The sequence below is a fragment of the Kitasatospora papulosa genome, from assembly GCF_000717245.1.
Classification (GTDB): Bacteria; Actinomycetota; Actinomycetes; order Streptomycetales; family Streptomycetaceae; genus Streptomyces; species Streptomyces papulosus.
The window spans coordinates 341,864-364,563 of record NZ_JNYQ01000003.1 but is presented as its reverse complement, the minus strand read 5'-3'; the positions used below and the strand labels follow the sequence as shown (position 1 = coordinate 364,563).

The following is a 22,700-nucleotide window of genomic DNA, read 5'->3' as shown; positions in this document are numbered from 1 at the left end:
CCGAGCCGCCGAGAGGCCGCACAAGCCCCTCACGACCGTCGTTTCCGCAGCTCGAAGCGGGGTCGCGAGGGATACAGCGTCATCTGCCGCCCAGCGGCTGACGCATCGTCCCGCCATGCCCGACGCACGCCGAACCGCGTGCCGTCACCTCGCCAAGGAGCGTCCCGCGCATGATGATCCAGCGTCGATCCCGTACCCTCGCCGCGGCCTGTCTGATCGCCGCCACCGCCACGCTGGCAGTTTCCGGCTGCTCGAAGTCGGAGACCACGAACGACGCGGGCGGTGACAGCAGCCAGGGAGCACAGGCGGCCAAGTCCCCCGAGGCGGCTTCCGGCCCCGGCTGTTCGCTGCAGACCTACGGCGCGCCCAAGATCGACCTCAAGGACGCGGTGGTCGGCTTCTCCCAGTCGGAGAAGGAGGCCAACCCGTTCCGCATCGCCGAGACCCAGTCGATCAAGGACGAGGCCGCGAAGATCGGCGTCAAGAAGCTGCTCACCACCAACGCGCAGTCGCAGCTGTCCAAGCAGATCAGCGACATCCAGGACATGCTGTCCCAGGGCGCCCAGTTCCTCATCATCGCGCCGCTGAACTCCGACGGCCTCGAGCCGGCGCTCAAGGCCGCCGCGGCGAAGAAGGTGCCCGTCCTCACCATCGACCGCAAGGTCAACTCCGAAGCCTGCAAGGACTATGTGGCCTTCCTCGGCTCCGACTTCGTCGAGCAGGGCAAGCGCGCCGCCGACGCCATGATCAAGGCGACCGACGGCAAGGGCAAGGTGGCGATCCTCCTGGGCGCCTCCGGCAACAACGTGACCACCGACCGGACCAAGGGCTTCGTCGACCAGATCAAGGCCGAGGCGCCCGGTATCGAGATCGTCGCCCAGCAGACCGGTGAGTTCGCCCGCGACAAGGGCCAGCAGGTCATGGAGCAGCTCATCCAGTCCAAGCCGGACATCACCGCCGTCTACGCGGAGAACGACGAGATGGGCCTCGGCGCCGTCACCGCGCTGAAGGCCGCAGGCAAGAAGCCTGGCAAGGACGTCAAGATCGTCTCGGTCGACGGCACCCGTAACGCCGTCCAGGCCCTGGTCAACGGCGAGTACAACGCCGTGATCGAGTCCAACCCGCGCTTCGGGCCGCTCGCCTTCGCGACCGCCCAGAAGTTCTACGGCGGCGAGGAGATCCCCGAGAACGTCATCATCACCGACCGCGCCTACGACGAGACCAACGCCAAGGAATCCCTCGGCGGGGCGTACTGATCCGCTCCTGACCCAACGGCCCCGGCCGCCGTGGCACCCGCACCGGGCCGCGGCGGCCCCCGGGCCCTCATCCCTGGACAGCGGAAGGCCGGAAACACCCATGGCACCACCCGAAGCAGTACCTCAGGCACCGGAGGCGGCCGGGGACACGGCCTCCGCCGTGCTCGAAGCCCGCTCGGTGAGCAAACGCTTCCCCGGCGTCGTCGCCCTCGACGACGTCAGCTTCTCCCTGCGCGCGGGGGAGACCCACGCGCTGGTCGGGGAGAACGGCGCGGGCAAGTCGACCCTCATCAAGGTGCTGACCGGTGTGTACTGGCCGGACGGCGGCGAACTGCGGATGACGGGTGAACCGGTCAGGTTCGCCCGGCCGTTCGAGGCACAGCAGGCCGGGATCTCCACGATCTACCAGGAGGTCAACCTGGTCCCGCTCATGAGCGTGGCCAGGAACATCTTCCTGGGCCGCGAGCCCAGGAACCGGTTCAAGCTCATCGACTTCGCCCGCATGCACCGGGAGACGAGCGAACTGCTCGACGGGTTCGGCGTACGCGTCGACCCCCGGCGCCCCCTCCACACCCTCGGTGTCGGCACCCAGCAGATGGTCGCCCTTGCACGGGCCGTGTCCGTCAACGCCCGGGTCGTCATCATGGACGAGCCCACCTCCTCGCTCGAACCACGCGAGGTGGAGACCCTCTTCCGGGTCATCGGGAACCTGCGGGACAAGGGCATCGCCGTCCTCTACGTCAGCCACCGCATGGACGAGCTCTACCGCATCTGCGACCGGGTCACGGTCCTGCGCGACGGATGCCACATCCACACCGGCGACCTCGCCGACCTCGACCGGATGCAGCTCGTCTCGATGATGCTCGGCCGCGACCTCTCCGAGGTGCGGCGCTCGGGTGTCACCAGCTTCGCCGCGGAGGGGCACGATGCCGCCCGCACACCCGTGCTCACAGCGACCGGCCTCTCCAGCCGGCTCCAGCTCCACGACATATCCCTGTCGCTCCACGGCGGAGAGGTGCTCGGACTCGGAGGTCTCCTCGGCTCCGGCCGCAGCGAGACGGCCAAGGCCCTCTCCGGGGCGCTCCCCCTGGACGCCGGCGAACTCACCGTCGACGGCACCACCCTGAAGCGCCTCACCCCGGCCGCCGCGATCCGGGCCGGCATCAGCCTGCTCCCCGAGGACCGCAAGGCCGAAGGCATCGTGCCCGGCCTCTCCGTCCGGGAGAACATCGTGCTGGCGGCCATGCCCCGCCTCTCCCGTGCCGGTGTCGTCTCACGCGCCAGGCAGGACCGGATCGTCGACATCTTCATGAAGCGCCTGCGGATCAAGGCGTCGAGCCCGGAGCAGAAGGTCGGAGAACTCTCCGGCGGCAACCAGCAGAAGGTCCTCCTCGCCCGCTGGCTCTGCCTGGAACCCAAGGTCCTGCTCCTCGACGAACCCACCCGGGGCATCGACGTCGGAGCCAAGGCCGAGGTGCAGAGCCTCATCGACGACCTCGCGGGCGAGGGCCTCGCCGTCCTGCTCATCTCCTCCGACATCGAGGAACTCATCGAGGGCGCGGACCGCATCGTCGTCCTGCGCGGCGGAGCCGTCGCCGGTGAGCTGACGGGCGACGACGTGGCCGAGGCCCGGCTGCTCGAAGTGCTCGCCGACCACGCACCGGAGCCGGCGGGCCCGGCCCCGGCCGCCCAGGAGGACCCCCGATGACCCAGACCGCCGTCGCCCCGCCCGCGAAGAGCGACAAGCCCCCGAAGTCCGCGAGCCCGCTGGCCCGGCTGCGCGACCCCTCCTGGTACCAGCGCTACGGCGTCTACGTCGCCGTCGCGGTGGTCCTGCTCTTCAACGCGCTGTTCACCGAACACTTCATGACCGCGGACAACTTCCGTACCCAGCTCGTCCAGGTCGCCCCGATCGTCATCGTCGCCCTGGGCATGGCCCTGGTCATCGGCACCGAGGGCGTCGACCTCTCCGTCGGCTCGACCATGGCGCTCGCCGCAGCCTTCCTCCCGCTCTACCTCGGCTACGGGCTCGTACCCGCGCTCGTCGTCTCCCTCCTGGCGGGCGCCGTCGTCGGAGCCGTCAACGGCGCCCTCGTCTCCCTCGTCGGGCTGCAGCCCATCGTGGCCACGCTCGCGCTCTTCGTCGGAGGCCGCGGACTCGCCCTCGTCATGGCCGACGGCCAGCTCAAGCAGATCGTCAACCCCGACCTGCTGTCGCTCGGCACCGGCTCCTTCCTCGGCATTCCGCTCGTCGTCTGGATCGCCGGAGTCCTCGCCGTCGCCGTGGCGTTCCTGGTGCAGCGCACCACCTTCGGCCGGCAGGTCGTCGCCGTCGGCGGCAACCGATCCGCCGCCGCGCTCGCCGGGCTCCCCGTCAAGCGGGTCCTCATCGGCGTGTACGTGATCTGCGGGGTGCTCGCCGCGCTCGCCGGCATCCTCGCCACCGCCAGGCTCACCGCGAGCGACCCGTCCTCGCTCGGCACCCTCATGGAACTCTCCGCCATCACGGCGGTCGTCGTCGGCGGCACCCCCCTCAACGGGGGATCCGTCCGGGTGCTCGGCACCGTCGCGGGCGCCCTGCTCATGCAGCTCCTGCGCGCCACGCTCGTCAAGCACGACCTGCCCGACTCCACCGCACAGATCGCCCAGGCGGCCATCATCATCGCCGCCGTCTACGTCGCCCGGGAGCGTCGGTCCCGATGAACGAAACCAAGCCCTTCACCGCCGCCCCGGCCCCCGTGCCGGACAGGACGCCCGCGGTCCGCCCCGCCGGGCCCGAGTCGGCCGGCCGTCTGCGCGTCGCCGAACTCCTGCAACGCCAGGGCGTCCTCGCGGTCCTGCTGACCGTCGTGATCGCCGCCTCGTTCGTCTACCCGACGTTCGCCTCCCTGGACAACGCCCGCGGTGTGACCATCCAGGCGTCCTTCCTCGCCGTGGTCGCGCTCGGCATGACGCTGGTCATCATCACCGGCGGCATCGACCTGTCCGTCGGATCGGTCTTCGCCCTCGGCGGAGTGCTCGCCGCCTGGGCCTCGCAGTACGGATTCCTCGCGGCGCTGCTGCTCCCCCTCGTGGTGTGCGGCGGGATCGGCCTGCTCAACGGGCTGCTGATCGCCCGCGGGAACATGGCGCCCTTCATCGTCACGCTCGCCACCCTGCTGGGCGCCCGCGGCCTGCTGCTCGCCCTCACGGACGAAGGCGCCACCACCTACCTGGTGCCCAAGGACTCCGCCTTCGGTGAACTCGGCCAGGGCAGCGTCTGGGGCTTCGGCTACCCGATCGTCATCGCCCTGGTGCTGTTCGGGGCCGGCGGACTCGTCCTGCAGCGGACCTCGTTCGGACAGACCCTCTTCGCCGTGGGCGGCAGCAGCGACGCGGCCACCCTCATGGGTCTTCCCGTCGCCCGCACGAAGATCCTCGTCTACACGCTCAGCGGCCTGCTCGCCGGCCTCGCCGGCGCCCTCAACGCGGCCCGGCTCTCCTCCGGCGTCACCATCGTCGGCGTGGGCATGGAACTCGACGCGATCTCCGCCGTCGTCATCGGCGGCACCCTCCTCGTCGGAGGCGCCGGTTCCATCAGCGGCACCCTCTGGGGCGTCCTCCTGCTGGCCGTCATCCAGAACCTGATCAACCAGATCGGCTCGCTCAACTCCTCCTACCAGTCGGTGGTCAGCGGCGGCTTCCTTATCGTTGTCGTGGTGGCCCAGCGCTACCTCGCGCGCAGTCGCAGAAGCACCTGACGACCGGCCCGCAGGAGCCGGACACACAGCCAAGCCGAGCCGAACCAAGGAGTGCCGTGGGCGTCAGCCTCAAGGACGTTGCGCAACGGGCAGGCGTGTCCATCAAGACCGTGTCGAACGTGGTGAACAACTATCAGCACGTCACACCAGCCATGCGCGCCAAGGTGCAGAAGGCGATCGACGAGCTCGGCTACCGGCCGAACCTCACCGCCCGTCACCTGCGCAAGGGCCGCACCGGCATCATCGCCCTCGCTGTCCCCGAATTCGGCAACCCGTACTTCGCGGAACTCGCCGGAGCGGTCATCGACGCCGCCGCCCGGCACGACTACACGGTCCTGGTCGACCACACCGCAGGCCTCAGGGAGAAGGAACTCCTGGTCAGCCAGGGATTCCGGTCCCATGTGATCGACGGCCTCATCCTCAGCCCCATCCACCTGGAGACCGAGGACCTCATGGCGCGCACCGAGACGGCGCCACTGGTCCTGCTGGGCGAGCGCGAGTACGAGGCGCCGTACGAGCACATCGCCATCGACAACGTGGCGGCGGCCCGCGCGGCCGTCCGCCACCTCGTCGCCCAGGGCAACCGCCGGATCGCCTTCCTCGGATCCCGTACAGGTCAGGAACGCCAGCCCGCGCACCTGCGCCTGCGGGGCTGGCGCGAGGAACTGGCGGCCGCCGGCATCACACCGGACGAATCCCTCGTCGTCGTCACCGACGGCTACGGCCGGGAGGACGGCGCCGCCGGCATGGCGCGGCTCCTGGACCGGGAGGACCGGCCCGACGCGGTGTTCGCCTACAACGACCTCATCGCCATCGGCGCCATGCGCGCCCTCACCGAACGCGGCCTGCGGATCCCGGACGACGTCGCCGTCGTGGGCTTCGACGACATCGAGGAGAGCCGCTACACCACCACCACACTCACCACCATCGCCCCGGACAAGGACGCCATCGCCCGCCTCGCCGTCGACAGCCTCGTCGAGCAGCTCTCGGGCCGGCCCGTCGCCGAACCGCGAAGGCCACGCCCCGGCTACCGCCTCGTCGTCCGCGAATCCACCGCGTCCCGGTCCGACTCCGGCCACACCGAGGATCTCTGATGCCGCGTCCCACCGTGCACCGCGCCCCGTTCGGCTCCGTCCAGGGGACCCGGACCGACCTGTGGACCCTCGACAGCGGCACGGGTGTCCGCGCCGGGGTACTGACCTACGGCGCGTCCCTGCACCGCCTCACCGTGCCCGACACCACGGGAGCCGGTGCCTCCGTCGTCAGGTCCCTCGCCACCCTCGACGACTACACCGGCAAGCACCCCTACTTCGGCGCCGTCGTCGGCCGCTACGCCAACCGCATCGCCCACGGCCGCTTCGTCCTGGACGGGACCGAACACCACATCCCCGCCAACGACCGCGGCCACGCCCTGCACGGCGGACCGGACGGCTTCCACACCAAGGTCTGGCAGGCGTCCCCGGACCGCACCGACGACAGCGTGTCCCTGCGGCTCACCCTGCACAGCCCCGACGGGGACATGGGCTTCCCGGGAGCGCTGGACGCGACCGTGACGTACACCCTCGACGAGTCGGGCACCCTGGCGGTCGACTACGCCTCGGTCACCGACCGGCCCACGGTCGTCAACCTCACCAACCACGCCTACTTCGACCTCGCCGGACACGACGACGTCCTGGGCCACACCCTGCAGGTCGACGCCGACTCCTACCTGCCGGTGGACGACGACGGTATCCCGCTGGGCCCGCCGGCCGAGGTCGGCGGGACCCCGTTCGACCTCACCGCACCCCAGGTCCTCGGTGAGCGCCTCGGCACCGAGAACGCGCAACTGCGCGCCGCGGGCGGCTTCGACCACTGCTGGGTCCTGCGGGACTCCGGCGGCGGCCTGCGCCGCGCCGCACGCCTCACGGCCCCGGACGCCGCCCGGGTCATGGAGGTGTGGACGACGGAGCCCGGCATCCAGGTCTACACCGCCAACCAGCTCGACGGCTCCTTCACCGACGGGACCGGACGCCGCCACGGACGGCACGGCTCGCTCTGCCTGGAGACCCAGCACCTGCCCGACTCACCCAACCGTCCGGACCTGCCCAGCACCGTGCTGCGCCCCGGCGACACCGCGCGCAGCCGTACCGAACTGCGCTTCCCGCACCTCGGGTCCTGATCCGCCGAGAGACGGCCGGTGTGACGGGCGCGAGGCGCGCGCCCGTCACACCACGCGTCACTTCAGGTAGGCACCCGCCGTACCGATCTTCCCCGGGGCCGCGTTCCTGCCGCCGAGGTCGAGGACGTACACCCGCAGATTGCCCTTGCCCGGTGCCGCGACGGACAGCGTGCCACCCGTCACCACCTTGGTGTCACCGGTCACGGCGTCCTTGTAGGTGCCGTTGGGCACGCCCGTGTACGTGGCGCCGCCCGAGACCGTCACCAGCGCGAAGCTGTCGGTGCCACTCGCCGCGTCGGTGTAACGGCGCTTGTACGCCATCGAGCCGGTGATGCCTTCCGTGGAGTACTGCCCCATCTGCAGGGCGGGCACCGCACGGCGGATCTGGTTGAGCCGCTGCACGTGCTTGACCAGCGGCTTCGCCAGGGTGTCGGCGACCGCGCCGGTCGCCGAGTCCACGGTGCCGAACTCCGACGCCTTGACGTCTCCGGCGAGGTGCGCGCCGTAGTACGCCCGGCCGGTCGTCGCCAGCGGGCAGGTGGGCCCGCAGTCGATCTTCTTTCCGGCCTGGAACTCGATCTCCGAGCCGTAGTAGAGCGTGGGGATGCCGCGGAAGGTCCACATCAGCGACATGTTCTCGGCCCAGGCGTCCGTGCCGCCCGCGTACCGTTCGCTGCTCTTGTTCGGGCCGTAGTCGTGACTGTCGACGTACACGACGTTGTAGGTGGCGTCGTTGTAACTGTCGTCGGAGTCCTTGCCGTTGCTGTAGGCGTTGTTCGCGTCACCGAAGTTCATGTGCATGCGCATGTCGATGACGTTCATCCCGGAGAACTTGCTGTGGTCCGGCACGTGGTAGTTGTTGCCGTCGAGGAAGGCGTTGGCGGAGGTCGGCTGGGAGCCGGTGCCCTGCTGCTGCTCGTAGTCGTACATCTCGAGAGCCGCCTTCCCGTCGTCCGCGCTGTACTCCTTGCGCTCCTTCCATGTGAAGAACTGGGCGGAGTGGTTGACCGAACCGCGGTTCCACTTGTCGTTGACGAAGGCGGCGACCTCACCGAAGACGAAGAAGTTCTTCGCGGCCTCGGTGCCGAACCGCTGAGTGACGCGCTCCTGGATGGCCGGCAGGAAACGGCGGTTCCAGGTGGTGCGGGGGATGTGTACGGCGGTGTCGACGCGGAAGCCGTCGACCCCCATGTCGATGTACTTGTCGTAGGCCCCGATCAGATAGTTCTGCACGGGCGCGCTCTCGGTGTTGAAGTCGGCGAGGTCGTCGTGCAGCCAGCACGAACGGGAGTCCTCACCTTCCCAGTTGCCGATCCAGCAGTTGTGGTAGTACGCCTTGGGGAACATGCCGGACGTGGGGCTCGGCCACTGGCAGTTGTAGATCCGGTAGCCCTCCGGCGAGGTGTACTGGGTGGGGGTGCCCCAGTTGACGCAGGTGTTGCCGGACGGCTCGGCCGTGGACCACAGGTCGCCGTTGTAGTAGGACTTCCCCGACTTGGTCTCGACGGTCAGGCCGTCGTACTCGAAGCCGTCGTTCCGCTCGTCGTAGTACCAGCTCCACTGGGCGTCACGGACCCCGTACGTCTTCGGGGTGAACAGGCCTTTCGCGCCCCAGCGGGAGGAGTGGTTGTAGACGACGTCCTGGTAGATCTTCATGCCCTTGGCGTGGGCCGCGTCGATGAGGTCCTGGTACGAGGCCCCGGCGGACTCGAGCCGGGAGTCCACCTCGTAGAAGTCGTAGCCGTGGTAGCCGTGGTAGTCGTAGTCCGACCGGTTCAGGACGACGGGTGTGATCCAGACGGCCGACATACCCAGGCCCTTGATGTAGTCGAGCTTGTCGACCAGGCCCTTGAAGTCGCCCCGGAACATCGGGTCGTCGTTGGCGGCGTTGCCCGACTTGGTGTGCTGGCTGCCGCCCCGGTTGTTCGTGGTGTCACCGTCGTTGAAGCGGGCGGTGAGCACGAAGTAGATGGGGTCCTTGCGGGGGTCGGTGCCGAGCGGCTTCCCGGCGGCGGGAGCCGTCGGCTTCTCCCCGGTGGTCGCGGTGGCCGCCGCGGACGCCGCGGAGACGTTCCCCGCCGCGTCGACGGCCCTGACGGTGTAGCCGTACGTCGTCCTCGCCTCCAGACCGGTGTCCGAGAACACCGTGGAGCCGACGTCGCTGACCACCGTGCCCTTGGTCCCGCCGGTCCGCGTCACCTGGTACCTCGTCACACCCCGGTCGTCCGTGGACGGTTCCCAGGTCAGCACGACCGACACCCCGTCCGCGCTCGCGGACACCTTCGTCGGGGCGGTGGGGGCCTGGGTGTCCGGGGTCTGGGCGGCACAGGGGTCCGCCGCGCCGGTGGTGACCTTCCTGTCCCTCACCGTGGTCGTTCCGGCCGGGATCGTGTAGTCGGCACCGTTGTTGTTGTCCCAGACGCCGTTGCCGTTGTTGAAGGCGGCCTGCATGGAGCCGGCGGTGCCGAGGTCCACCGTCCTCTTCACCCAGCCGGTGCAGGCGGGCTCCATGCCCACGCCCGGCACGGTGGTCCAGGATCCGCCCGCCGGCCGGTAGTGGAGGTTGGTCGTCGTCCAGCCGACCGTGGCGGTCGAGTAGTAGACGGAGGCGGTACGGGCTTCCCCGGGCTCCGAGCCGGTGTCCGCGCAGGGGTCGCTGTGGGCCACCACGCCGTCCTTGACGGTGACGGCGCCCGTGCCCAGGGCGTAGTTCTTGCCGGCGTTGTTGTCCCAGACGCCGGAGCCGTTGTTGAACGTCGCCGCCAGACCGGACGCGCTGCCCAGGTCGACGGTCAGCTTCACCCAGTCCGTGCACGCGGCCTCCATGGCCGCACCGGGCACGGTGGTCCAGGACCCGCCGTCCGGAGCGTAGTGCAGGCGGTAGGAGGACCAGTTCCTGGTCTTCGTGTAGTAGAAGACGGTGGCGGTGGACGCCGAGGCGGCCACGGGCACGGCCGACTCCGGGGCCGGGGTTCCGGGTGAAGGGGTCAGGAGTCCCGTCGTCACCGTGGCGGCGACAGCCGCCGCCGCGAGGCGCCCGAGCAGCCGGGCAGGGGTACGTCTCATTCGTGTGTCTCCAGGGGAGGGCCACGGGCGGGTGGACCGCGGCTGCCAACACAGCACGGGCGCTCCGCGAGCGGCCGCGAGGATCCCGCCGGAGAACCCGGACGCGCCTCGGGGTTCGGGCCAGCGATGCGTCCTGGCAGAAATTCCTGTCAGAACCTTTCTGCAATCTCTTGCATCCGAGGAAGTTACCGGTGCATGACAGGTCCGTAAAGGGGGTGCGCACACCCTGCCACGGAGGAGGCCACCCGCCCGTGCGTGGGCCCGTCCGGGCGAGGGCGCGCGTTCAGCCGTGCGGCGGCGGGGCCGTGCTGGACCGGACGACCAGACGGGTCGGGACGAGGGTGGTGCCGCGCTCCGTCGTCTCTTCCCGGATCTGGCGCAACACCCCGTCCACGCACAGCCGGCCGACCTCGGCGAAGTCCTGGTGGACGGTGGTCAGCGGCGGAAGGAAGGAGGCGGAATCGGGGATGTCGTCGAACCCCACCACGCTGACGTCCTCGGGTACACGCCTGCCCTTCTCGTGCAGGGCCCGCAGGACCCCGAGTGCCATCTGGTCGTTCGCCGCGAAGATCGCGGTGCACGTGGGGTCCGCCGCCAGGGCGAGGCCCGCCGTGTACCCCGAAGCCGCCGACCAGTCGCCGTCCACCTGGGCGGGGACCGGGCGTCCCGCCTTCTCCAGGGTGCGCCGCCACGCGTGGGCGCGCCGCTGCGCCGCGAACGACTCCGGCGGACCGGCGACATGCACCACGGTGCGGTGGCCGAGGTCGAGCAGATGCTGCACGGCGGCCTCCGCGCCTCCGGACTGGTCGGTGTCCACGACGCTGTAGCGGTCGCCCGCGTCGGAGTCCGCCACCACGACGTGGGTGTGCGGCGGAAGCGAGATGGCGGCGTCCAGCAGGCGGACTTCCATGATCACGATGATGCCGTCCACGACCTGCTCGCCGAGCAGGGTGACGGCCCCTCTGACGCTCGTGCTGGTGGGAGTGGCGACGGGCAGCAGGGTGATGGCGTAGCCCTCGTCCGCCGCGGAGGCGGAAATGGCCTCCAGCGTCCGGACGTTGCCCGTCGTGGCCAGCGTGAACAGGATGACGCCCAGGGTGCGGAACTTCCCGCTCTTGAGCGCGCGCGCGGCGCTGTTGGGGCGGTAGTTGAGATCCTTCATGGCGGCGAGAACGCGTTCGCGGGTGTCCTCGGACACGATCGGGTGCCCGTTGGAGACGCGGGAGACCGTCTGGGAGGAGACTCCGGCGAGACGCGCGACGTCGGCCATGGAGGCCTCCTTGCGGGGAGGTCTGACCATGGCTCGTCCGTGTTCCTGCACTCGTCCGCCTCCGTCGTCGTATGAGCCTTTCACCGTGCGGGGAGTGCTCTTCCGGCCGCGGGGCGTCCTCGCACCGCGTGGGTTCCTGGGGGGATGACCCGGTAGGGAGACTCCCTGTCGCTGCTTCGCGTCGGGTTCGTACCGCGTGGGACCAGGGGGTCGGGTCACCGGCATTTGTACCACTGCCGGTCGGTCGGCGCCGACATGAGGGCCCTGATCCGCGATGTGCCCTACCAGACGACACGGCTCATGGGGGACAAACCCGCGAAACTCATCCGAGTGATTGACAATCCGGCCTTGACCGTTGGGAGGAGACCGTGTGAACATCCTCTCACCGATGGATGTTTACGTAAACATCGGTCCTCTCAAGCACAGCGCCTCCATGATGTCCGGTGTCTCCATCCGGCCGGGGCCATGCTCAACGCCGGAACAACAGGAGTACCCATGACGGCCGTTACGCCGATCACCACTGGACGCCGCCCACCGGCGGGAGTCTCCCGCAGCCGGCGCGGGCGAGCGGGATGGGTCTTCGTCGGACCGTTCATGGCCGTGTTCGCGCTGGTGTTCCTGGCTCCTATCGCCTACTCCCTGTATCTGAGCTTCTTCCGCGACCAGTTGGTGGGCGGGACGTCGTTCGTCGGTCTGGACAACTTCCAGCGGGCCTTCGAGGACGAGCAGTTCTGGGCGGCCGTCGGCCGGGTACTCCTCTTCCTCGTGGTGCAGGTGCCCGTCATGCTCGGGCTCGCCCTGCTCATCGCGCTGGCCCTCGACAGCGGGCGGCTGTACGGCAAGAGCTTCTTCCGGATCGCCGTCTTCCTGCCGTACGCCGTGCCCGCCGTCGTCGCCACCCTGATGTGGGGCTTCATCTACGGCACGCGCTTCGGGCTCGTCGGGAACATCAACGAGGCCCTCGGGGTGTCGCTGCCCGACCCGCTCTCGCCCTCCCTCGTGCTCGCCAGCATCGGCAACATCGTCACCTGGGAGTTCATCGGCTACAACATGCTGATCTTCTACTCCGCGCTACGTGTCGTGCCCAAGTCACTCTACGAGGCGGCGGAGATCGACGGCGCGGGGGAGTGGCGGGTCATCACCGCGGTCAAGATCCCCGCGATCCGCGGCGCGCTGGTGATCGCGACGATCTTCTCGGTGATCGGCAGCTTCCAGCTGTTCAACGAGCCCAGCATCCTGCAGAGCCTGGCGCCCAACGCGATCACGACCTACTTCACGCCGAACCTCTACACCTTCACGCTGTCCTTCTCCGGGCGGCAGCAGAACTACGCGGCCACGGTCTCCCTCGTCATGGGAGTCGTCACGATGATCATCGCCTACGCGGTCCAGCTGCGCGGCATGCGAAAGGAGGCGTGAGCGATGAGCGCCCCTTCCTTCACCGCCGATCAGACGTCCCGGCGAAGCACCCACCGCGCGCCGGCACCCCGTCGCGCCGCCCGCAGGAAGCACTCGGTGGCCCGGCCGCGCCGCAGCACCGTGCTCACCCTCCTCATGGGCCTCACCGCTGTCTACGCGCTCATGCCGCTGGCCTGGCTCGTCATCAACGCCACCAAGACGCAGAAGAGCCTTCTCGACTCCTTCGGCCTCTGGTTCAGCGGGGAGTTCGCCCTCTGGGACAACATCTCGCAGACGCTGACCTACGACGACGGCATCTTCGTCCGCTGGTTCCTCAACACCCTGCTGTACGTGGTCGTGGGCGCCGGCGGTGCGACGTTCCTCGCGGTCCTCGGCGGTTACGGCCTGGCCAAGTTCGACTTCGCGGGCAAGCGGGCCGTCTTCGCCACCGTCATAGGCGCCGTGGCCGTGCCCGCGACCGCGCTCGCCGTCCCGACCTTCCTCATGTTCAGCAAGATGGGCCTCACCAACACGCCGTGGGCCGTCATCATCCCGTCCCTCATCTCGCCGTTCGGCCTCTACCTCATGTGGGTGTTCGCCGCCGAGGCCATCCCCACCGAACTCCTCGAAGCCGCCCGGGTGGACGGCTCCGGCGAACTGCGGACGTTCTTCCAGGTCGCGCTCCCACTGCTGACGCCGGGCATCGTGACGGTGCTGCTCTTCACCATGGTGCAGACCTGGAACAACTACTTCCTGCCCGTCATCATGATCAAGAACCCGGACTGGTACCCGCTGACCCTGGGGCTGAACGCCTGGAACCAGCAGGCCTCCACCGCGGGCGGGCAGCCGGTCTTCAACCTGGTCATCACGGGCTCCCTGCTGACCATCGTGCCCCTGATCGCCGCCTTCCTGCTGCTCCAGCGCTACTGGCAGTCCGGCCTCGCGGCGGGCAGCGTCAAGGGGTGACACACCCCCCGGCCCCACCGGCCACCCGATCTCCGCGCTCCGGAACCGGTTCCCCCCGTTCCTCCACGGGCGCGGCGTACCACCCCTCCCCGTCCCCGCACCCCCGTGCGGACGTACCAGGGTTCGTGCACCACCCACACCACAACGGAGTAGAGCAATTATGAGAACCATGACCAGACGCGCGATGCGTGGCGTCGGCCTCCTGTGCGCGGCCGCGCTGAGCCTCACCGCGTGCGGTTCCTCCGACGACGACGCCGCAGCGGAGAAGACCGTAAGGGGATCTGATCTCCGGGCGGCCCTCAAGGAGGGCGGTTCCATCACCGTGTGGGCGTGGGAGCCGACGCTGAAGCAGGTCGTCAGCGACTTCGAGAAGGAGTACCCCAAGGTCAAGGTGAAGCTGGTCAACGCCGGTACCGGCAACGACCAGTACACCGCCCTGCAGAACGCCGTGCAGGCCGGATCCGGTGTGCCGGACGTCGCGCAGGTCGAGTACTACGCCCTGGGCCAGTTCGCCCTCGGCAAGTCCCTCGAGGACCTCAGCCGCTACGGCGCCGACGAGTTCAAGGACGACTACTCGCCGGGCCCGTGGAACTCGGTCACCGTCGACGACGCCGTGTACGCCCTGCCCATGGACTCGGGCCCGATGGCGATGTTCTACAACAAGAAGGTGCTGGACAAGCACCAGATCGCCACGCCCACCACCTGGGACGAGTACCTCGAGGCCGCCCGCGCCCTGCACAAGGCGGACCCGAAGGCGTACATCACCAACGACACCGGCGACGCCGGGTTCACCACCAGCATGATCTGGCAGGCCGGTGGTACCCCCTTCAAGACCCGTGACACCGAGGTGACGGTGGACCTCGCCGCCGACAAGGGCGTCACCGCCTTCACCAAGGTCTGGCAGAAGCTCCTCGACGAGGACCTCCTCGCGCCCATCGAGAGCTGGAGCGACGAGTGGTACAAGGGCCTGGCGGACGGCACGATCGCCACGCTCTCCACCGGTGCCTGGATGCCCGCCAACTTCGTCTCCGGCGTCGAGTCGGCCTCGGGCGACTGGCGTGCGGCCATGCTCCCGCAGTACGAGAAGGGCGGTGAGGTCAGCTCCGAGAACGGCGGCAGCTCCCTCGCCCTGATGAAGGCGGGCAAGAACAAGGACCTCGCGTACGCCTTCAACGAGTACGCGAACCACGCGGACGGCGTCCAGGCCCGCATCGCGGGAGGCGCCTTCCCCGCCACGTCGGCGGACCTGTCCTCCAAGACGTTCCTCAACACCCCCTTCCCGTACTTCGGCGGCCAGAAGGCGAACGAGATCTTCGCCCGCTCCGCCAGCCAGGTCCCCGAGGACTGGTCCTACCTGCCCTTCCAGGTGTACGCGAACTCCGTCTTCAACGACTCCGTCGGCAAGGCCTACGTGTCCGACACCACGCTGGCCGAAGGACTGCAGCAGTGGCAGAAGGCGGCCGTGGCCTACGGCAACGACCAGGGCTTCACCGTCAACAAGTGACGTCCCGGCCCTGAACCGGCGCGCGGCGGCTGCCCGTCCGACGGGCAGCCGCCCCGCCCCGCACCCGCACCTCGTATCCGAAAGGATCCTCATGACCCCCGCCTCCGAGCGCCACTGGCTGCGCCCGCCCTCCGACGACCGCCCCGCGAGCTTCGCCTACGGGGCCGACTACAACCCGGAGCAGTGGCCGCGCGAGGTGTGGAAGGACGACGTCCGGCTGATGCGCGAGGCCGGCGTCACCGTCGTCTCCGTCGCCATCTTCTCCTGGGCACGCCTGCAGCCGGCGCAGGACCGCTGGGACTTCGAGTGGCTGGACGAGGTCCTCGATCTGCTCCACAGCAACGGGATCTCGGTGGACCTCGCCACAGCCACCGCCTCGCCGCCGCCGTGGCTCACCACCCTGCACCCGGAGATCCTTCCCGTCACCCGCACCGGTGAGACCCTCTCCCAGGGCGCGCGACAGCACTGGCGTCCCACCTCACCCGTCTTCCGGAAGTACGCGCTGGAACTGGTCGAGGTGATGGCCACCCGCTACGCGGACCACCCCGCCGTGGTCGCCTGGCACATCTCCAACGAGCTCGGCTGCCACAACATCTACGACTACTCCGACGACGCGGCCCAGGCCTTCCGCGACTGGCTGCGCGCACGCTACGGCACCCTGGACGAGCTCAACCGGGCCTGGGCGACCTCCTTCTGGTCCCAGTACTACGGCGACTGGGCACAGATCCTGCCCCCGCGACTGGCCGCGAGCCACGCCAACCCGACCCAGCAGCTCGACTTCAAGCGCTTCTCCTCCGACGCGCTGAAGGACTACCTCCGGGCCGAACGCGAGGTCCTGCGCCGCGTCACCCCGCACATCCCCGCCACCACCAACTTCATGGTGATGGGCGAGACCATGGGCATGAACTACCCGGACTGGGCGGAGGAGATCGACTTCGTCTCCAACGACCACTACGCCCACCCCGGCCCGCAGCGTCTCGACGAGCTCTCCTTCTCCGCCGCCCTCACGCACTCCATCGCCCAGGGCAAGCCCTGGTTCCTGATGGAGCACTCCACGAGCGCGGTCAACTGGCAGCCCGTCAACGTAGCCAAGCGCGAGGGCGAACTGGCCCGCGACTCGCTCGTCCACGTCGCCCACGGAGCCGACGCCGTCTGCTTCTTCCAGTGGCGCCAGTCCGCCGCGGGCGCCGAGAAGCACCACTCCGCGATGGTGCCCCACGCCGGGCCCGACAGCGAGGTGTTCCGCGCCGTGGCGGCCCTCGGCCGCACGCTGGAGACACTCACCCCGGTCACCGGTTCCGTCCGGGAACCGGCTCGCGCGGCCCTGGTGTTCGACTGGGAATCCTGGTGGGCCGTCGAGCGCGACTCCCAGCCGTCCTCCCTGGTGCGCTACCGTCAGGAGGCGCTCGACTGGTACTCGGCCTTCCTGGCCCTCGGGGTCCGGGTGGACGTCGTCACCACCACGGCCGACCTCACCGGCTACGACTTCGTCGCCGCACCCGTCCTGAACGTGGTGCCCCTGGAACTCGCCGCCCGGCTGGACGCCTACGTGCGCGGCGGCGGCCACCTCGCCACCACCTACTACTCGGGTGTCGTCGACGAGAACGACCACGTCCACCTCGGCGGGTACCCCGGAGCCCTGCGCGATCTGCTGGGCATCCGCATCGAGGAGTTCGGCCCCCTCCTGGAGGACGTGGAGGTACGCCTCGACAACGGTCTCACCGGCACGCTGTGGACCGACCGCATCGACGTCACCGCACCCGACGAGGTCACCGTCCTCGCACGGTACGAGACCGGCGACCAGGCAGGCCGCCCCGCCGTCACCAGGCGCGCCCCGCAGGGCGGCGGCTCCGCCGCGTACGTCTCCACCCGGCTCGGCCGCCACGGACTGCCCGAGGTGCTGCGCCCTCTGCTGTCCGGCGCCGGCGTGCACAGCGAGCTTCCCGCCGAGGCGCGCGGGCTGGTCGAGCTGACCGTGCGGACCGACGGCTCGCAGGCCTACTGGTTCCTCGTCAACCGTACCGACGAGCCCGTCGCGTTCGACGCGGTGGCCGGAGAGGTCCTCTCCGGGCCCGCGCCGACCGACGGGGGCGGCCTCGTCCTTCCCTCCCGGGGGGTCGCCGTGCTCCGCCTGGCATCGGGCGGCACGCCCTTCCGGGACACATCCGCGTAGCCGGCCGCAGCGAGGAGACACCCCGCCCGGGTGTCCCGGGGACTTATCCGTCCCCGGGACACCCGGGCGGCATCCGTCAGGCGGGCGCCGTGAACCGATGCGCGCCCGGCCCCGCGGCGAACACCGCGCAGCCCTCCTCCTGCCGCAGATGGACCGCGGGCCCTCGGCCGGCGCTGTGCCTGCCGCCACCCGGTACCCACACCTCGCCGGTCGTGTTCGGGGGCAGCCCGACCTCCAGCACGAAACCGTCCGCGCCCTTCCTCCAGCGGGTGGTGACCGGCCCGTACCGCGACTCGAACCTGCCCTCGGCACGTGTCACCCCGCCACCCGGCCGCGGCCGCACGAGGACCTTCCGGAAACCGGGTGCGCCGGGGGCGATGCCCGCGATGTTCGCGTACATCCACTCCCCGACCGAGCCGTACGCGTAGTGGTTGAAGGAGTTCATCCCCGCGTCCTGGAAGCTCCCGTCCGGCCGGATCGAGTCCCAGCGTTCCCACATGGTGGTGGCGCCGTGGTCGATCTGATAGCCCCAGCTCGGGAAGGTCCGCCGCAGCAGAAGCCGGTAGGCGACGTCCGTGTGCCCGGTGTCGGTGAGCACCGGCAGCAGCCTCGGGGTGCCGAGGAACCCCGTCGACAGGTGCCAGTCCTTCGCCTCGACGAGGGCGACCAGGCGGTCGGCCGCCGGCGCGCGGTCGTCCGGCGCCAGCAGGTCCATGGACAGGGCCAGGACGTACGCCGTCTGCGTGTCGCCCTTCACCCGCCCGCCCGCGGTGACGTACGCGGTCCGGAACGCGTCGCGCACCCGGCCGAACAGTGCCCGGTACGGGGCCGGGTCCTTGCCGAGCACCGCGGCGATCCGGGCCACCAGGTCGGCGCTGTGGGCGAAGTAGGCCGTGGCGACGACGTCCTTGGGCGTCTCGTCCTCGATGTTGAGCCAGTCCCCGAACCCGTCGGCCGGCCGGAGCAGGCCGGTGCTGTGTGCCTCCAGGTACTCCAGCCACCTGACCATCGGATCCCAGGACTGCTCCAGCACCCGCACATCGCCGTACGCCTGGTACAGCGCCCACGGCACCGTCACCCCGGCGTCGCCCCAGCCCGCGGCCCCGTGGCCGACGCCCGGCAGATCGGGGGCGACGTGGGTGAAGGCTCCGTCGGAGGTCTGGGCGTCGCGCAGGTCGTACAGCCACTTGGTGAGGAAGCGCGCGGACTCCATCGTGTACGTGGCGGTGGGCGCGAAGACGTTGATGTCACCGGTCCACCCGAGGCGCTCGTCGCGCGCCGGCGTGTCCGTCGGGACGGACAGGAAGTTGCCGCGCTGCCCCCAGGTGATGTTGCTGTGCAGCTGGTTCAGCATGGGCACGTCGGTGGTGAGGTCCATGGTGAACGGCGCCGAGGTGTGGATGACCCGTCCCACGATCGCGTCGGGGCCCGGCGGACCCGGGTATCCCGTCACCTCGACGTAGCGGAAGCCGTGGAAGGTGAAGCGGGGCTCGTAGGTCTCGTGGCCGCGTCCCTTCAGCGTGTACGTGTCGGTGGCGCGCGCCGTGCGCAGGTTCGCCGTGTAGAGGGTGCCGTCCGGGTTCAGCACCTCGGCGTGCCGCAGCCGCACGGTCGTGCCGGCCGGACCCGACACGGAGAGGCGGGCGGTGCCCACCATGTTCTGGCCGAGGTCGAACACGAACACCCCGGGCTTCGGCTCCGTGACGTCGCGGACCGTCAGTTCACGCTCCACCCGGCAGGCGCCGTCCACCTCGGCGACGAGCGCGGCGGTGACGCCGTCGGCCCGGGCGGCCGGGAGCCAGCCCGAGGCGTCGAAGCCCGCACGGGTCCAGCCGTCGGTCTCCAGCCGGGCGTCGTACTCCTCGCCCGCCATGAGGTCCGCCGCCGTGACGGGCCCGGACGCGGCCCGCCAGTCGGTGTCCGTGACCACGCGCTCGGTCGTCCCGTCGGTGAACGTCACCTCCAACTGGGCGAGTGCCGCGGGCTGTTCGCCGTACTGGTGCGGTCCGAACCACGCGATGTTCCCGGCGTACCAGCCGGCCGCGAGGGTGATTCCCAGTGCGTTGCCGCCCGGTTCGAGCAGGCCCGTGACGTCGTAGGTCTGGTACTGCACCCGCTTGTCGTAGTCGGTCCAGCCCGGAGCCAGCCGGTCCTCTCCCACGGTCCTGCCGTTGAGTGACACCTCGTACAGGCCGAGGGCCGTCGAGTACAGCCGTGCCCGCGCGACCTTCCTGCGGCCCGTCCGGAACTCGCGGCGCAGCTGGACGGCGGGGGAGTACGCGACCGGCACCTTGCCCCAGGGGCCCGAGCCCCAGCGGGCGAGCACCTTGGCGGCGGGCCAGGCGCTGTCGTCGTAGGCGCCGGTGTGCCAGTCGCCCGGGGGCTCCTCGTCGGTGGCCCGCCAGTCGGCACCGGTCACCATCGTGACGACACCGTCCGGTGTGGTCAGTTCCAGGGCTCCGAGCACCCCGGCGGGGCCGGGGGTGGCGTTCGTCGCGGAGACCGCGATCACCTGGACGCCGGGGGAGAGGTGCCGCGTCACGTCGACGAGGACCGGGCGCTTCCAGTTCTCGGCGGGGCCGTCGGCCTCGGTGTGCGCGACCCGCACGCCGTTCATCAGCGCGGTGAACCCGTCGTCCGCGCTCATGACCAGACGCGCGCGGGTGACGCCCTGCGGCACCTCGACCCGGCCGCGGAACCACCGGGTGGCGGCCGGCGCGTCGGCCGCGGGGTCGCCCTCGGGGAACCAGATCCACGAGGCCGCTTCCAGGGACGGTGCCGCGGTCAGCGCGGCGGGTGCGGCGATCCAGCCGGCCGACCAGTCCGAGGCGTCCAGCAGCCCGGTCTCCCACCAGGACGGCGCACTCCACGCGGAGACCCGGCCGTTCCGGTCCCAGACCCGCACGGACCAGAAGTAGCGCGTACGGGAGACCTGTTCGGGGCCGCCGTACGGAACCAGCAGGGACTGCGCGGACTCCACCCTGCCGCTGTCCCAGACGTCGGGTTCCTCCAGGCGGCCGGGAGCGGTGGCCACGCGCACCTGGTAGGCGGTCTGGCTCAGCCCGGGGCCGTCCGCTTCCATGGGCCAGCTCAGCCGAGGACGTGCGGTGTCCAGGCCCAGCGGATCGCGTACGTACTCGACGGTCGGCCCGGTGAAACGGGCCCGTCCCGGCGGCGTCACCGTCGACCTTCCGGTCGCACCTGCAGCGGGGGCGGAGACCGCGGCCAGCGCGGCGGTGGCGGCGGTGGTGCTGAGCAGTCGTCTTCTGCTGATCACAACGCGGCTCCGTGATGATCGACTGTGAATCGTTTCAGTTCCGAGAAGTTAGAGTTTTGACGGGCTCCTGTCAATACCTGTCACGCGAGCGGTCTGCCCTTGGCTTGATGGTTCGAAGGCCACTGCGTGGGGCGTTGACGCCTTCACGCAGAGGAGCCTAGGCTCGCCGGAGAGGGGGTTTGAAACCTTTCATACATAGGGCCGAATGGGCCTGCCCGGACCCCGGCCGTTGCGCTGTCCGGCTGACGCGGCTCAGGCCCACGGAGGATGTGGACGAAAGGTCAGGTGTTCGCACTTCGCGGACCTGACAGGTCCGCGATCCGCTCCTCCACCCCAAGGGAGAACGCATGCGCCTGCGCGCCCACTGGGCACCGGCCGCCCTGCTGCTGATCGCCCCTCTGATCGGCACCACCACGGCCGCCGCAGACACCGCCGAGACTCTCGTCCCGGTGCAGAAGTCGGCCCGGGCCGTGCCCGGTCAGTACATCGTCACCCTCGCTCCCGAGCAGAAGCCTGCCGCCATGGCCGAACAGCTCGGCGTCAGCACCCTCTTCACCTACAGCAAGGTCCTGCACGGTTTCGCGGCCACGCTCACGTCCGCGCAGCTGGAGCAGGTGCGCGGCGATGCGGGGGTCCAGGCCGTCGAGGAGAACAGCGAGGCCTCCGTCTCGCCGCCCGCGGTGAAGTCGGCCGGCGGGGCGCGGGCCGTGGCCGGGAGCTGGGGGCAGGACCGCATCGACCAGCGGAATCTGCCGCTGGACGGCACGTACGACGTGGACGGCACGGGTGAGGGGGTGACGGCGTACATCCTCGACACCGGCATCGAGTCCGCGCACAGCGAGTTCGGCGGCCGGGTGGGGGCCGGGTACGACGCCATCGGTGACGGCCGTGACGGTGAGGACTGCAACGGCCACGGCACCCATGTGGCGGGGACCGTGGCCGGTGCGACCTACGGTGTCGCCCCCGCCGCCTCCCTCGTGCCGGTGCGGGTGCTCGACTGCGAGGGTTCGGGTACGTGGGCCGGGATCATTGCCGGCCTCGACTGGATCGCCCAGAACGCCGAGCAGCCGGCCGTGGTCAACGCCTCCCTCGGCGGACCGGCGTCCTCGGCCGTCGACGACGCGTTCGACGCGCTCGCGGCCGAGGGCACCCTGCCCGTCGTCGCGGCGGGCAACGAGGACCAGGACGCCTGCGACGTCTCGCCGGCGCGTGCCGACGGTGTGCTCGCGGTGGGCGCCAGCGACAACCAGGACCGCCAGGCGACGTTCAGCAACTGGGGCACGTGTGTGTGGCTCTACGCCCCCGGCGTGGACATCGTGTCCGCGAAGCTCGGCGGCGGCTCGACGACGCTGAGCGGAACCTCCATGGCCAGTCCGCACGTCGCGGGCGCCGCCGCCCTCTACAAGGAGCAGCACCCCGACGCGTCACCGCAGGACGTCGCCGACGCGCTCGCCACGGAGGCGACCCCGGGCGTCCTGACGGGCCTGGGCGCCGGATCGCCCGACCGGCTCCTCCACACCGGCGGCCTCTGACCGCCGGCAGGTTCCATGGGAGCGGGGCCCGCGGACGCGGGCCCCGCTCTTCGCCGTGCCCGGGAACAGCGCGTTCTCATCGGCTTACAGCTATACGCAAAAAAATTGCACCACTTGCGGTGTCGTTGCGCGGCTTCCCCGCTCGGGGTCACGTGCCCTTAATGGCCTTCCAGGAAGCCCTCTTGCGGTAGGTGCCGCTGCTCCTCGCCAATTCCGTTTTCTGTCTGAACCGTGGACGGTCCCGCACTTCTCTGCAACTCTCTGACCGCAAAGCGCAAAACACGGCTCAGTGTACGCAGGAATGGTTGTCACGGAGTCGATCGGACAGAGCCGCAGCCCTCGGTGCACCCCGCTCCGAGGCCG

14 protein-coding genes are annotated in these 22,700 nt (G+C 70.1%); 11 read left to right on the top strand and 3 right to left on the bottom strand.

The genetic code is table 11. The features are described from left to right. Positions 1-170 precede the first annotated feature (170 nt). The 6 genes from IA22_RS0110090 (at position 171) to IA22_RS0110065 (ending at position 7,154) form a co-directional block, all read left to right on the top strand. The gene (locus IA22_RS0110090) at positions 171-1,256 is read left to right on the top strand and encodes an ABC transporter substrate-binding protein (RefSeq protein WP_014157889.1); all 1,086 of its coding nucleotides are present in this window, start codon (positions 171-173) and stop codon (positions 1,254-1,256) included. Between the two features lie 100 nt (positions 1,257-1,356). Next, positions 1,357-2,964 carry a sugar ABC transporter ATP-binding protein gene (locus IA22_RS0110085; protein WP_030123385.1) on the top strand — a complete coding sequence of 536 codons (1,608 nt, stop codon included), beginning with the start codon at positions 1,357-1,359 and terminating at the stop codon, positions 2,962-2,964. Next, complete coding sequence (locus tag IA22_RS0110080) at positions 2,961-3,959, top strand: ABC transporter permease (protein WP_030123384.1); 999 nt, start codon at positions 2,961-2,963, stop codon at positions 3,957-3,959. The genes IA22_RS0110085 and IA22_RS0110080 overlap by 4 nt, the downstream gene beginning before the upstream one ends. After that, entirely contained in the window at positions 3,956-4,996 is a 1,041-nt protein-coding gene (locus IA22_RS0110075) for an ABC transporter permease (protein WP_030123383.1), read from the top strand. The genes IA22_RS0110080 and IA22_RS0110075 overlap by 4 nt, the downstream gene beginning before the upstream one ends. 56 nt (positions 4,997-5,052) lie before the next feature. Then, a complete protein-coding gene (locus tag IA22_RS0110070) occupies positions 5,053-6,090 on the top strand; it encodes a LacI family DNA-binding transcriptional regulator (protein WP_030123382.1) in 1,038 nt (345 codons plus the stop codon). After that, a complete protein-coding gene (locus IA22_RS0110065) occupies positions 6,090-7,154 on the top strand; it encodes an aldose epimerase family protein (RefSeq protein WP_015575951.1) in 1,065 nt (354 codons plus the stop codon). The genes IA22_RS0110070 and IA22_RS0110065 overlap by 1 nt, the downstream gene beginning before the upstream one ends. A gap of 57 nt (positions 7,155-7,211) precedes the next feature. Here IA22_RS0110065 and IA22_RS0110060 read toward each other — a convergent pair whose 3' ends face one another. Further along, complete coding sequence (locus tag IA22_RS0110060; RefSeq protein WP_030123381.1) at positions 7,212-10,220, bottom strand: carbohydrate binding domain-containing protein; 3,009 nt, start codon at positions 10,218-10,220, stop codon at positions 7,212-7,214. Between the two features lie 283 nt (positions 10,221-10,503). Beyond that, a complete protein-coding gene (locus IA22_RS0110055; protein WP_015575949.1) occupies positions 10,504-11,490 on the bottom strand; it encodes a LacI family DNA-binding transcriptional regulator in 987 nt (328 codons plus the stop codon). Positions 11,491-11,985: 495 nt separating this feature from the next. Here IA22_RS0110055 and IA22_RS0110050 point away from each other — a divergent pair, with 495 nt between their 5' ends. The 4 genes from IA22_RS0110050 to IA22_RS0110035 all read left to right on the top strand — a co-directional run bounded on the left by IA22_RS0110050 (position 11,986) and on the right by IA22_RS0110035 (position 17,528). Beyond that, positions 11,986-12,906 carry a carbohydrate ABC transporter permease gene (locus IA22_RS0110050; protein ID WP_014157897.1) on the top strand — a complete coding sequence of 307 codons (921 nt, stop codon included), beginning with the start codon at positions 11,986-11,988 and terminating at the stop codon, positions 12,904-12,906. Between the two features lie 3 nt (positions 12,907-12,909). Then, on the top strand, positions 12,910-13,851 hold the full coding sequence (locus IA22_RS0110045) for a carbohydrate ABC transporter permease (protein WP_014157898.1): 942 nt from the start codon (positions 12,910-12,912) through the stop codon (positions 13,849-13,851). Positions 13,852-14,011: 160 nt separating this feature from the next. Further along, positions 14,012-15,355, top strand: a complete 1,344-nt coding sequence (locus tag IA22_RS0110040; RefSeq protein ID WP_014157899.1) for an ABC transporter substrate-binding protein — start codon at positions 14,012-14,014, stop codon at positions 15,353-15,355. Between the two features lie 91 nt (positions 15,356-15,446). After that, entirely contained in the window at positions 15,447-17,528 is a 2,082-nt protein-coding gene (locus IA22_RS0110035; RefSeq protein ID WP_015575945.1) for a beta-galactosidase, read from the top strand. A gap of 76 nt (positions 17,529-17,604) precedes the next feature. Here the strand turns inward: IA22_RS0110035 and IA22_RS0110030 are convergent, their stop codons facing one another. Continuing rightward, positions 17,605-20,805, bottom strand: a complete 3,201-nt coding sequence (locus tag IA22_RS0110030) for an alpha-L-rhamnosidase (RefSeq protein ID WP_030123379.1) — start codon at positions 20,803-20,805, stop codon at positions 17,605-17,607. A gap of 347 nt (positions 20,806-21,152) precedes the next feature. Here IA22_RS0110030 and IA22_RS0110025 point away from each other — a divergent pair, with 347 nt between their 5' ends. After that, positions 21,153-22,337, top strand: coding sequence for a S8 family peptidase (locus tag IA22_RS0110025; RefSeq protein ID WP_014157902.1), 1,185 nt, complete (start codon positions 21,153-21,155; stop codon positions 22,335-22,337). Positions 22,338-22,700 lie beyond the last annotated feature (363 nt).